This window comes from Cupriavidus sp. 22TCCZM01-5 (assembly GCF_057798915.1).
Genome location: NZ_JBYOJR010000009.1, coordinates 26,504 through 38,633, shown reverse-complemented (window position 1 = coordinate 38,633; position 12,130 = coordinate 26,504). Strand labels below are relative to the sequence as shown.

Annotated in this window: 12 protein-coding genes; 8 read left to right on the top strand and 4 right to left on the bottom strand. The window is 67.3% G+C overall.

Annotated features, from left to right (window positions below; translation table 11 throughout):
- Positions 1–9: 9 nt before the first annotated feature.
- The 7 genes from AC3FNH_RS11135 (at position 10) to mtgA (ending at position 7,042) form a co-directional block, all read left to right on the top strand.
- Positions 10–618: a YqiA/YcfP family alpha/beta fold hydrolase gene (locus tag AC3FNH_RS11135; RefSeq protein ID WP_488720085.1), complete on the top strand. Its 609-nt coding sequence runs from the start codon at positions 10–12 to the stop codon at positions 616–618.
- Positions 615–1,220, top strand: a complete 606-nt coding sequence (locus AC3FNH_RS11130) for a chorismate--pyruvate lyase family protein (RefSeq protein WP_488720084.1) — start codon at positions 615–617, stop codon at positions 1,218–1,220. Before AC3FNH_RS11135 ends, AC3FNH_RS11130 begins: the two co-directional genes overlap by 4 nt.
- Positions 1,221–1,257: 37 nt before the next feature.
- A complete protein-coding gene (fabG, locus tag AC3FNH_RS11125; protein ID WP_488720083.1) occupies positions 1,258–1,998 on the top strand; it encodes a 3-oxoacyl-ACP reductase FabG in 741 nt (246 codons plus the stop codon).
- A 213-nt stretch (positions 1,999–2,211) separates the two neighbouring features.
- The gene (locus AC3FNH_RS11120; RefSeq protein WP_276098480.1) at positions 2,212–4,326 is read left to right on the top strand and encodes a ribonuclease catalytic domain-containing protein; all 2,115 of its coding nucleotides are present in this window, start codon (positions 2,212–2,214) and stop codon (positions 4,324–4,326) included.
- Between the two features lie 141 nt (positions 4,327–4,467).
- Positions 4,468–5,388: an energy transducer TonB family protein gene (locus AC3FNH_RS11115; RefSeq protein ID WP_276098479.1), complete on the top strand. Its 921-nt coding sequence runs from the start codon at positions 4,468–4,470 to the stop codon at positions 5,386–5,388.
- Complete coding sequence (gene aroE / locus AC3FNH_RS11110) at positions 5,388–6,272, top strand: shikimate dehydrogenase (protein WP_276098478.1); 885 nt, start codon at positions 5,388–5,390, stop codon at positions 6,270–6,272. The genes AC3FNH_RS11115 and aroE overlap by 1 nt, the downstream gene beginning before the upstream one ends.
- A 68-nt stretch (positions 6,273–6,340) precedes the next feature.
- Positions 6,341–7,042 carry a monofunctional biosynthetic peptidoglycan transglycosylase gene (mtgA, locus tag AC3FNH_RS11105; RefSeq protein ID WP_488720187.1) on the top strand — a complete coding sequence of 234 codons (702 nt, stop codon included), beginning with the start codon at positions 6,341–6,343 and terminating at the stop codon, positions 7,040–7,042.
- 37 nt (positions 7,043–7,079) lie between these two features.
- On the opposite strand, the gene corA is transcribed toward mtgA, so the two are convergent.
- Positions 7,080–8,042: a magnesium/cobalt transporter CorA gene (corA, locus tag AC3FNH_RS11100; RefSeq protein WP_211945766.1), complete on the bottom strand. Its 963-nt coding sequence runs from the start codon at positions 8,040–8,042 to the stop codon at positions 7,080–7,082.
- 743 nt (positions 8,043–8,785) lie between these two features.
- Between corA and pyrF the strand changes: the two genes are divergently transcribed.
- Complete coding sequence (pyrF, locus tag AC3FNH_RS11095) at positions 8,786–9,604, top strand: orotidine-5'-phosphate decarboxylase (RefSeq protein ID WP_276098477.1); 819 nt, start codon at positions 8,786–8,788, stop codon at positions 9,602–9,604.
- 92 nt (positions 9,605–9,696) lie between these two features.
- On the opposite strand, the gene AC3FNH_RS11090 is transcribed toward pyrF, so the two are convergent.
- The 3 genes from AC3FNH_RS11090 to thiL all read right to left on the bottom strand — a co-directional run bounded on the left by AC3FNH_RS11090 (position 9,697) and on the right by thiL (position 11,931).
- Positions 9,697–10,194 carry a CinA family protein gene (locus AC3FNH_RS11090; RefSeq protein ID WP_488720082.1) on the bottom strand — a complete coding sequence of 166 codons (498 nt, stop codon included), beginning with the start codon at positions 10,192–10,194 and terminating at the stop codon, positions 9,697–9,699.
- Positions 10,195–10,258: 64 nt separating this feature from the next.
- Positions 10,259–10,825 (bottom strand): phosphatidylglycerophosphatase A family protein, encoded by a 567-nt coding sequence (locus tag AC3FNH_RS11085; RefSeq protein WP_488720081.1) that lies wholly within the window; start codon positions 10,823–10,825, stop codon positions 10,259–10,261.
- A gap of 125 nt (positions 10,826–10,950) precedes the next feature.
- Complete coding sequence (thiL, locus tag AC3FNH_RS11080) at positions 10,951–11,931, bottom strand: thiamine-phosphate kinase (protein ID WP_488720080.1); 981 nt, start codon at positions 11,929–11,931, stop codon at positions 10,951–10,953.
- Positions 11,932–12,130 lie beyond the last annotated feature (199 nt).

Sequence of the window (12,130 nt, the reverse complement as noted above, 5' to 3'; positions counted from 1 at the left end):
GCAGCCGATATGCTGCTGTACCTGCACGGATTCCGCTCCTCGCCGCAGTCGTTCAAGGCGCGGCTGGTGCAGGAGCGCATGCGCGAATGGGGCGTGGGGCGCTACTACGCCTGCCCCTTGCTCGATGTCTCTCCTGCCCGGGCGATCGCCCAGGCCGAAGCCGCCATCAGCGCGGCGCGCGCGGGCGGCGACCAGGAAATCGCGATCGTGGGGTCCTCGCTGGGCGGCTTCTACGCGCGCTGGCTCGGCGAGCGCCATGGCTGCCGCACGGTGCTGCTGAACCCGGCTATCCACCCGTGGACCGACTTGCAGCAATACATCGGCGAGCAACCGCTGTGGCACGGCGGCGGCTCGGTCACGGTCGAGCCGCGCCATATGCAGGAACTGCTCGACTTGCGCGTCGATGCCCTGACGCATCCCGAACGCTATTACCTGCTGGCTGCCACCGGCGATGAAGTGCTCGACTACCGCGAGATGGTCGCCGCCTGCACGGGCGCGCATATCCGCGTGATCTCGGGCAGCGATCACGGCATCAGCGAGTTTGCGGACTACGTCGACGACGTGCTGGCCTTCTGCGGCTACGGGCCTGGCGGCGTGGTGCCGGGCCGCGCGGCATGAGCGCGCAGAGCGCGCGCCGCTGCGGCTGGACCTGCCACCTGCCATTCGACCCGGCGATCCCGCCGAACCTGCGGCATTGGGTCACGGGCGAAGGCTCGCTGACCGCACGGCTGGTGGCCGCTTCCGAACGCTTCCGTGTGCACCGCTTGCGCCAGGATTCGGCGCGGCCCTATCTGGACGAATGGCAGGCACTCGGGCAATGCCGCCGCGAACCGGCGCTCACGCGCGAAGTGCTGCTGATCTGCGACGAGCAGCCGGCCATCTACGCGCACACCGTCGTGCGCGAGCGCCACGCGCGCCGTGACTGGCCCTTCCTGCGCGGGCTCGGCGAACGCCCCCTGGGCGGTCGCCTGTTTGTGGATCCGACCGTGCGGCGCGATCCGTTCGAGTTTGCGCGGCTGCTGCCGCACCACCCGCTGCGCCAGGCGCTGCAGCGGATCCTGCCGGCCATGGCGCCGGTGCCGATGCTGCCGGCGCGCCGTTCCGTATTCCGGCGCGGCGCCGGCGTCATGCTTGTGACAGAGGTCTTCTTGCCGGACCTGCTGGCACGGCCTTCACGGGGACTCCGGCAAAGTTGTCCATCAGACCGGAGCCCCGACTGACTTACACACTACCCAGAGCTATAAAGAGAAAGACATCATGAAATTGCAGGGTCGCGTTGCCATCATCACCGGCGCAGCCGCCGGCATCGGGTTTGCCACCGCCGAGCGCTTTGCCGCCGAAGGCGCCATTGTCATCCTTTGCGACGTACAGGAAGCGCGTGTGCGCGAGGCCGCGGCGAAGCTGGCCGCCAACGGCGCCACCGTCGCCGCCTACCGTGTCGACGTGACGCGCCGCGACGAGGTCGATGCCATGGTCGCGGCGGTGCTGGCCGCGCATGGCCGCATCGACGTGCTCGTGAACAACGCCGGCATCACCAAGGATGCGCGCCTGGCCAAGATGACCGAGGCGCAGTTCGATGCGGTCATCGACGTCAACCTGAAGGGCGTGTTCAATTGCGCGCAGGCCGTGGCTTCCGTGATGACCGAGCAGGGCAAGGGCGTGATCCTCAACGCGTCGAGCGTGGTCGGCCTGTATGGCAACTTCGGCCAGACCAACTACGCGGCCAGCAAGTTCGGCGTGATCGGCTTCACCAAGACCTGGGCGCGCGAACTCGGGCCCAAGGGCGTGCGCGTCAACGCCGTGTGCCCGGGCTTCGTCAACACCGAGATCCTGCAGACCGTGCCGGAGAAGGTGCTCGATGGCATGAAGGAATCTTGCTGGCTGCGCCGCCTGGCCGAGCCGTCGGAGATCGCCAGCGTGTACGCCTTCCTGGCCAGCGACGACGCCAGCTACATCAACGGCGTCGCCATCGAGACCAGCGGCGGCATGTCGCTCTGACGTCACCTTCATCCGGCCGCACTACGCGACATACCCCGCGCCATACCCCCGCCGTGCCGGTCGCCGGCAGGCGGCCGGAACCAGTGCGGTATCATTCTGACTTTGGCACTTGCGGCCAGCCTGCCCGTCAGGGGCACTCACTCTATCTCCCCGGAACCCTCGTCTGTGCCGCCCGAGCGGCAGGGTTCCCGGCATTTCTGAAAGTACCGATCGATGCAGTTGCTGTTCGAAGAAGGCGGCGAGATTCGCGCCGGCACCGTGCTGACTCAGCAGGGCGAGGCCTACCAGGTCGAATTGCCGGCCGGCAAGCGCACCAAGGTCAAGTCGCGCGACGTGCTGCTGCAGTTTGCCCAGCCGTCGGCGAGCGAGCTGGTGCGCCAGACCGGCGAGATGACCGCCGAAATCGACCTCGACTTCCTGTGGGAATGCGCACCCGAAGCCGAATTCGGCTTTGCCGAGCTGGCCGCCGAATACTACGGCGCGGATGCCGGCCCCGTGCAGCAGGCGGCACTGGCCATGGCCCTGCACGGCAACCCGGTGTATTTCCGCCGCAAGGGTCGCGGACGCTACCAGCGCGCGCCGGAAGACCAGCTCAAGGCCGCCCTGGCGGCGCTCGAGCGCAAGAAGCAGCAGGCACTCTTGCAGGCCGAATATGAAGACCAGCTCAAGGCGCTGACCCTGCCGGAATCGTTCCGCAACAAGGTGCTGCAACTGCTGTTCAAGCCGGACAAGAACAGCCTGGAATACAAGGCGATGGACGCCGCCTGCACTGCGCTCGGCATGTCGCCGATGCGCCTGATGGTGGCGGCCGGCGGCGTGGCCAGCGCGCGTGCGCTGCATGAGGCCAAGTTCCTTGCCGAGTGCTTCCCGAAGGGCACGGGCTTCCCGGAGATCGACGTACCCGAGCCGCAGGCCGACCTGCCCGTGGCCGACGTGCAAGCGTTCTCGATCGATGACGTGACTACCACCGAGATCGACGATGCGCTGTCGGTCACCGAGCTGCCGGACGGCAACCTGCGCGTCGGCATCCACATTGCCGCGCCCGCGCTTGGCATCCGCCGTGGCGAGCCGCTCGACGCGGTCGCGCGCAATCGCCTTTCCACCGTCTACTTCCCGGGCGACAAGATCACCATGCTGCCCGACGCCGTGGTCGAGCGCTACACACTGCAGGAAGGCCGCCAGTGCCCGGCGCTGTCGCTCTACGTGACGGTCGAGCCACTGCAATGGCAGGTGCTGGGCAGCGAGACGCGCGCCGAGATGGTGATGATCGCGGCCAACCTGCGTCATAACCTGCTCGACGATGTCATCACCGAGGCGTCGCTGGCCGATGGTAGCGGTGACTATCCGTTCCGCGCCGAACTGACGCGCCTGTGGCACTTTGCCGGCGCACTGCACGACGAGCGCCAGAAGGCCCGCCTGGCCAGTGGCCTGCGGCCCGAATCGCACAATCGCGCGGATTTCAATTTCTACCTCGACGACCAGGCCGACGGCAGCCAGCGCGTGCGCATCGAGCAGCGCAAGCGCGGATCGCCGCTGGACAAGATCGTGGCCGAGCTGATGATCCTGGCCAACAGCACGTGGGGCAAGCTGCTGGCGGACAACGGCGTGCCGGGCATCTACCGCACGCAGAAGGCCTGGGGCATGCACCGCACCCGCATGCAGACCTACCCGGCCCCGCACGAAGGGCTGGGCGTGGCGCAGTATGCGTGGAGCACTTCGCCGCTGCGCCGCTATGTCGACCTGGTCAACCAGTGGCAGATCCTGGCGGTGGCGCAGCATGGCATCACGGCCAAGCTGGTGGCGCCGTTCAAGCCGAAGGACGCCGACCTGCTGGCCGCGGTGGCGGACTTCGAAGGCACCTACGCGGCCTATGCGGACCACCAGTCGACCATGGAACGCTACTGGTGCCTGCGCTGGCTGCAGCAGGAAGGCCGCGAGCGCATGATGGCCACCACGCTCAAGGAAGGCGCGGTGCGCTTCACCGAGATCCCGCTGGTCACGCGCGTGCCCGAACTGGCGCAGGCGCAGCGCGGCACGCAGGTGCTGCTCGAGATCGGCGACATCGATGAGATCTCGCTCGATGTGTCGTGCCGGGTGCTCGAAGTCTTTGCCGGTGAGGGCGCGTTGCCCGAGGAAGAACTCGAAAGCGACGAGGAAGCCGCTGAAGTCTCGGCAGAAGCCGCGGCGGAGATGGCAGCCGAGCACGCTGCCGAGCAGTCCGCGGAAGGCGCCGAGCCTCCCGCCGGCGAAGCGGGCGACCCGGCCGCAGATGGCAGTGGGGACGGGGCGTCTGCCGCGCGCGACACCATTGTCCCCAGCCAGGGCTGATCCCTTCGGAAAAGCCGGCGGCTCACATACAATGCCCTTCTGACCCGGAGCAGCCGCCGGGCCGGGGGCGCATGACGCCATGCGGCCCCGGCGAATCTCCCAAGCGATTCCCCCAAGCCACTGTCCAGCCAGCTCTCCATCGTGAACGCCGCTCTCGTCGATCCCCGCCACTGGTGGCATGCCAGCAATACGCTGGCCAAGGCGCTGGCCATCTCGGTCGTCGTGCACGTGGTGCTGCTGATGGTCCGGATCGCGGCACCCGAGGTGTTCGAGATCAAGCGCACGGATGCGGCGCTGGACGTGGTGCTGGTCAATTCCAAGTCCGCGCAGAAGCCGCGCAACGCGACCGTGCTGGCACAGGCCAACCTCGATGGCGGCGGCGACCACGACCAGCAGCGCGCCACCACGCCGCTGCCGGCACAGACCGTGTCGCAGGACGGCGACCTGGTGCGCCAGGTGCAGCGCCGCGTCGAGCAGCTCGAGCTGGAACAGCAGCGCCTGATGACGCAGTCGCGCGAAGCTGCCCCGGCCGTGCGCAGCCAGCCGCTCAAGCCTGGCGAGCAGCGCCAGGACAATCCACTGCGCGGCCAGGACGAGCGTACCTCGACGGACGAGATGGCCAAGCTGGAAGCGGAGATCGGCCGCAATATGGAGCACTACGCCAAGCGGCCCAAGCGCTACCAGCTCACCGCCACGAGCGCGCGCGAGGTCGACTACGCGCAGTACTATGACCGCCTGCGCCGCAAGATCGAGGCGCGCGGCACCAGCGATTTCCCGCAAAGCAAGGGCAAGCCGCTGTACGGCCAGCTGATCCTGGTGATCAACGTGAACCGTCTGGGCAAGCTTGGCTACAACCGCGACGGCTACAACGTCGATGCCATCGACGTGGTCAAGAGCTCCGGCGATCCGGCGCTGGACCGCCAGGCCGTTGCCATTGTCCGCGCTGCCGCGCCGTTCGGCCCGTTCACGGCCGAGATGACGGCGCGCCAGGACATCCTCGAAGTCATTTCCACATTCAAGTTCTCGCGCAGCGGGCTGGAAACCCGCTTGCAGGCCCGCTGATGACCTCCACTGAACCTACCCAGCCGGCTGACCGCTACGTCGTGGTCGGCAACCCGGTCGCGCACAGCCGCTCCCCATTCATCCACGCCGCGTTTGCGCAGCAGACCGGCGAGGCCGTCGAGTACGGCCGCCTGGAAGCGCCGCTCGACGCGTTCGCCGAGACCGTGCGCGCGTTCCTGGCCGACGGCGGCCACGGCTTCAACGTGACCGTGCCGTTCAAGCTGCAGGCCTATGACCTGGCCGACCGCCTGACGGAGCGTGCCGAAGCTGCTGGCGCGGTCAACACGATGTGGATCGAGGACGGGCTGATCCACGGCGACAACACCGATGGCATTGGGCTGGTGCGCGACATCCAGGACAATCTCGACACGCTGCTGGAAGGCCAGCGCGTGCTGCTGCTGGGCGCGGGCGGCGCGGCCATGGGCGCGATGCTGCCGCTGATCGAATGCCGGCCTTCGCGCATCGTGGTGGCCAACCGCACGGCTTCCCGCGCGAGCGACATGCTCGAGGAATTCGTGGAAGCAGCCGACGCCTACGGCGTGGAGCTGTGGGGCGGCGGTCTCGATGCACTCGAGCAGTTGTCCGAGGACGAGGCCTGCGACGTGGTCATCAACGCATCGTCGAGCAGCCTGCATGGCGAACTGCCGCCGGTGCCAGCGTTCCTGCTCGGCGAAGGCGTGCTGGCGTACGACATGATGTACGGCGCCGAGCCGACCGTGTTCCTGCGCCATGCCGCGCAATGCGGCGCGCGCACGGCCGATGGGCTGGGCATGCTGGTCGAGCAGGCCGCGGAGGCCTTCTACATCTGGCGCGGCGTACGTCCGCGCACCGCGCCCGTGCTGGCCGACCTGCGCGCCGCGCTGCAGGCCGAGCGCAAGGGCTGAACCGCCGCCAGCACCCCGTGGCCACCCGACAGCGCACCCTGCGCGCCGCCGGCACGGCGTTTGCCCCGATGCGCTGGGCCGGCTACCTGATCGCGTGCGTGGCGGCCGGCATTCTTGCGATGCAGGCCTACTTCTTCCTGCAGATCGCGGCCTGGCAGTACGTGACGCCCTCGTCCACGTCATTCATGCGCGCCGAGCGCTGGCGCCTGTGCGGCTTCAACGTCTGGAACTGCAACATCGACCGCCGCTGGGTGCCGTACGACCAGATCTCGCGCAGCCTCAAGCGGGCGGTCATCGCGAGCGAGGACGCGGACTTCGTCAATCATCCCGGCTACGAGATCGACGCCATGCTCGATGCCTGGGAGCGCAACAAGAAGCGCGGCCGCGTCGTGCGCGGCGGTTCCACCATCACGCAGCAGCTCGCCAAGAACCTGTTCCTGTCGCCGGAGCAGCACTACCTGCGCAAGGGCCAGGAACTGGCCATCACATGGATGCTGGAGTTCTGGCTGGACAAGCAGCGCATCTTCGAGATCTACCTGAATTCCGTGGAGTGGGGCGAGGGCGTGTTCGGCGCGGAAGCCGCGGCCCAGCACTATTTCCGTACCAGCGCCGCGAAGCTCGGCGTGGGCCAGGCCGCGCGCCTGGCGGCGGCGCTGCCGGCGCCGAAGTGCTTCGACAAGAAGCAGTACTGCGCCAACGTGCGCATCAACTTCAAGGTGAAGGCAGGGATCATCGCAAGGCGGATGGGGGCGGCGACGCTGCCGGATTAACGGGCGTCAACCGCCGCCTGGAGTCAGCCCCGGACCCTTAGCTCAACCAGCCTTTGCGCCGGAAATACACCAGCGGAATGGCCGCCGACACCGCCATCAGCGCAATCGCCCACGGATATCCCGCGGCCCAGTCCAGTTCCGGCATGATCTTGAAGTTCATGCCGTAGATGCTGGCGATCAGCGTGGGCGGCATCAGCGCCACCGACACCACCGAGAACAGCTTGATGATCTTGTTCTGGTTGATGTTGATGAAACCGACGGTCGCATCCATCAGGAAGTTGATCTTGTCGAACAGGAACGCGGTGTGGTTCTCGATCGAGTCGATGTCGCGCAGGATCTGGCGCGCCTCGTCCTGCTGCTCGGCCGACAGCAGCTGGCTGCGCATCAGGAAGGACACCGCGCGGCGCGTGTCCATGACGTTGCGGCGGATGCGGCCGTTCAGGTCTTCCTCGCGCGCGATGGTTTCCAGCACGTCGGCGGCGGCGGCGTCGGTCACGTTCTCGGCCAGCACGCGGCGGCTCGCTTCTTCCAGGCGTTCGTAGACTTCCTCGATCGAGTCGGCCGAGTATTCCGCGTCGGTCGCGTACAGGTCCATCAGCACGTCCTTGGCGTTGCGCACCGAGCCCGGGCGCATGCGCGCGCGCAGCCGCACCAGGCGGAACACCGGCAGGTCTTCGTCATGGATGGAGAACAGCACGTCGCGCGTGAGCACGAAGGCCACGCGCACGTTGCGCGACGCCTCTTCCTCGTCGAGCAGGAAGTCGGTGCGGATGTGGATGTTCTCGTCCTCGCCTTCGAAATAACGCGCGGACGCTTCCAGGTCGCCCAGGTCTTCCAGTTCCGGCAGGGCTACGCCGTAGGCTTCCTTGATCCAGGCCAGCTCCTCGTCGTCGGGGCTGACGACGTCGATCCAGATCGGCTTGTGCTGCAGCAGCTCGTTGCGCTCGTCGACCTGCTCCTGGGCAAGCCGGCCTTTTTGCAGGACGAACAGGTTGATCATCCCCGGGATTCCTTATTGCTAATGCTGATTGCGACGAAAAAACAAAGACAAGCGCGAAGACAAGCGCAGGCTGGCTCGCCGCATCCCAGGTGGTCCGGACCGGTTCAGTGCGGAATCACGGGCAAGCGTGATCGCGCTGCGCGAAACGGCGTCAGGCCGGCGGGCGCAAGGCGATGGCGTTTGCCTGGGGTGGCTGGCAGGCCGGGAGAGGGAAGATCCGCAATGGCACGGCACGCGCTGCGGCGGCCGCCGGCGACACGGAAAAACACTCGCCCGCATGGATTCTGCGGGCGATGCGACGAGGCGGGAGCGCGTGGCGGCTCCGGCGATTCGTCTACGTAGCCCGCAGTGACATGGCATCCGACGAAGCTGCGTTACCGCGGCAACTCGAACACCCGATGCTACTGCCCACGTAGTTTCTCCGGGATTGTGATGGCCGCGAGTGTAGCCCAACGCGGGGGGGCTTGTTAAGTGAAATCTCCACGCGCCGCGCCGGCCTGCAGGCAACGGTCAGGATGACCAGCAGGATGAGGCCGCCGCGATCGAGAGACATGGATGGCGGGCTGCGTGCCACGCCGCTCTTTGTTTTGACTTTGAGCGCAAAACGCTAGCACGCAGCGGGTAAAATTGCCGGAAACGACATATGCTGCGATACAGGAGGGGCGCATCCGCCCCAGCCCGCAGCGGCCGGGTCGCCCGCCATGCGCCGGCGGCGCCGGCGCAACCAGGATATCGAGTAGCCCATGACCTTCATCGAGCAGCTGTCTGCCGCCTGGCAGCGCAACGATTCCCTCCTCTGCGTCGGACTTGATCCTGACCCGCAGAAGCTGCCGCTGTCCCTGACCGGGACGGGCGGCGCGATCTTCTCCTTCTGCCGCGAGATCGTCGACGCCACCGCCGACCTGGTCTGCGCGTTCAAGCCGCAGATCGCCTACTTCCATTCGCAGCGCGCCGAAGACCAGCTCGAGCAGCTGATCCACTATATCCATGATGCCCACCCGGGTATCCCGGTGATCTTGGACGCCAAGCGCGGCGATATCGGCTCCACCGCGGAGCACTACGCCAGTGAAGCGTTCGAGCGCTACAAGGCGGATGCCGTGACCGTGAGCCCCTACATGGGCTTCGATTCGATGCAGCCGTACCTGGCCTATCCGGACCGCGGCGTGATCGTGCTGTGCCGGACATCCAACCCGGGCGGATCGGACGTACAGTTCCTGCAGGTGGATGGAAAGCCGCTATATCAGCTGGTAGCCGAGGCGGCGAGGGAGCGCTGGAACACCACGGGCCAGATGGGCCTGGTGGTCGGCGCCACCTTCCCGAACGAGATCGCGCGCGTGCGCCAGATCGTCGGCGATATGCCGCTGCTGATCCCGGGCATCGGCGCGCAGGGCGGCGATATCGAAGCCACCGTGAAGGCTGGCCGCACGGCAGACGGCACCGGCATGATGATCAACTCGTCGCGCGCCATCCTCTATGCCAGCGGCGAGAAGGATTTCGCCACGGCGGCGCGCAATGTGGCGTTGCAGACGCGGGACCTCATCAACCGCTACCGCCACGGGTGAGCCGCGCCGCCCTGGCGGCGGGCAGCATCATGACAATTGGGCAAAGTTGGACAACAAGGGCCGTGCCGCACCGGGCGCGGCCCTTTGTCGTTTCAGGCCTCGTTGCGTACCAGTTCGAGCAGCCCGCGCATGGCGTGCTCCGCGGCCTGGCGGCGGATCTGCGCGCGGTCGCCCTTGAAGCGCTGGGTGTCGGTGCGCGTGGTGATGCGGTTGCTCCAGCCAAAGCAGACCATGCCGACAGGCTTGTCGGGCGTGCCGCCGTTCGGCCCGGCTACTCCGGTGATCGCCAGCGATACCTGCGCGCGGCTATTGAGCAGCGCGCCTTCCGCCATGGCCTTCGCGACTTCCTCGCTGACGGCGCCATGATCGCGGATCAGCTTGGCGGGCACGCCGATCATGGTGCTCTTGGCCTCGTTCGAGTAGGTGACAAAGCCGCGTTCGAACCATCCGGACGAGCCGGACACGTCGGTGATGGCGGCGGCCACCAGCCCGCCCGTGCAGGACTCGGCCGTGGCTAGCATCAGCGATCTTTCGGCAAGGGCTACGCCGGCCTGGATGGCCAGCTGGTCGAGCAAGCGGCTGATGGACATAAATGAAAGTTGCCTGGCGATTGAGGGGACTTGGCTGACGAACGGTGCGGCTGAGGCGAAGACGTCAGAACGACCGCCACAGCGCGAACACCAGCAGGGTGTAGAACGCCGCGAAGATGTCGTCGAACATCACGCCGAACGCGCCGCGCAGCCCCGGCCCCTTGAGCGTGCGGTCGTAATAGGCGATGGGCGCCGGCTTGGCGATATCGAACAGCCGGAACCACAGGAAGGCGGCGAACTGGCCCCAGAGGCCCGTGGGCGTGACAAAGGTCAGCACCAGCCAGAACGCGATGATCTCGTCCCAGACCATGCTGCCGTGGTCGTGCACGCCCATGTCGCGCGCTGTGCGCGCGCAGGCCCATAGCCCGATCAGGAAGCCGGCGCCGATGATCCACAGCCAGGTGGTCGGCTCGATCCACAGCGAGATGACGACAAAGGACAGCCACCCGTAGAGCGTGCCCACGGTACCGGGGCTGACCGGCGACAGGCCGGAGCCGAAGCCGAGGGCGATCAGGTGCGCCGGGTGCGCCAGCATGAAACGGGCCGTGGGCCGGGTGACCTTGGCGGTTTGCCCGGCTTCGAGGGTCATGGCGGGGTCGCGCGGCGCGGCCGCGGGAGGGGAGGTCGACATCAGAATTTGGCTCGTGTGCTTATGTTTTATGTCTGCGGCGCCTTGCGTGCCAGTTTCCCGGGGTTCCCTCCCGGGCATGCCGGCGCAGCCTATGCCGGCATCATGACACGCTCGCGTGCCGGCTGTCAGGGCGAGGCGAAGTGGTCGAAGCTGGCGCCGGCGTAGGTCACCGGGCTGCCATGGCGGTCGACCAGTCGCAGTCCCGGCTCGGGCGTGATCGCGCCGACCCGGGTCAGCGGCAATTCCAGGCGATCCGCGATCGCGGCGATGGCCTCGCGGTTGCCGATCGGCGCGGTGAAGCAGAGTTCGTAGTCGTCGCCGCCGGCCAGCACGCACTCGCGCTGCAGGGCTTCGGGCTGGCCGGCCAGCACTTCCGAGCGCGGCAGCGCATCGACATCGAGCAAGGCGCCCACTTGCGAACGCGCCAGGATGTGGCCAAGGTCGCCGATCAGCCCATCGGAGATATCCAGTGCGGCATGCGCCACGCCACGCAGCGCAAGGCCCAGCGCAATGCGTGGGGACGGCGTTTCCATGCGCGGGCGCACGCGGCTGAATTCCGGTTCGGGCAGCAGCCATTCGCCGCGGCAGTCGCCCAGCGCCAGGCGCGCGTCGCCAAGCGTGCCGGATACCCAGATGTCGTCGCCGGGTCGGGCGGCATCGCGCCGCAGCGCGCCGCGCGCCGGTACATCGCCAAACACGGTCAGGCTGAGCGTGAGCGGCCCGCGCGTGGTGTCGCCGCCGATCAGCTCGCATCCGTGCAAATCAGCCAGTGCCAGCATGCCTTCAGCCAGTTCTTCCAGCCAGGCCGGATCGGCCTCGGGCAGCGCCAGTGCCAGCGTGAACGCGCGCGGCTCGGCGCCCATGGCCGCGAGGTCCGACAGGTTGACCGCCAGTGCCTTGTGGCCGAGCGCGCGGGGCGGGACATCGGCAAAGAAATGGCGGCCGCTGACCAGCATGTCGGTGCTGATGGCCAGGTGATGGCCGGGCCGCGGGTCGATCAGTGCGCAGTCGTCGCCCACGCCGAGCACGGCCTTGTGCACCGGCCGGGTAAAGAAGCGGCGAATCAGGTCGAACTCGGAGAGCTGCGCGCGGCGGATCGTGGGCATGGGACTAAGCTGGCCAGGGCGGCGCCGGCGCAGAAAAGGCGGATCGGGACAAGAATGATGCCGGGCCCGAAGCTCGGCAAGATACCGCAGCGGGCGGCAGCATTGACTGTTGCTTGCTGTTCAAGGCCTGCGGCTTGGGGCATATTGTACCGAAACGCAATGCTGGTCCCCGTAAAACGCTTATTGTGAAATTATATTT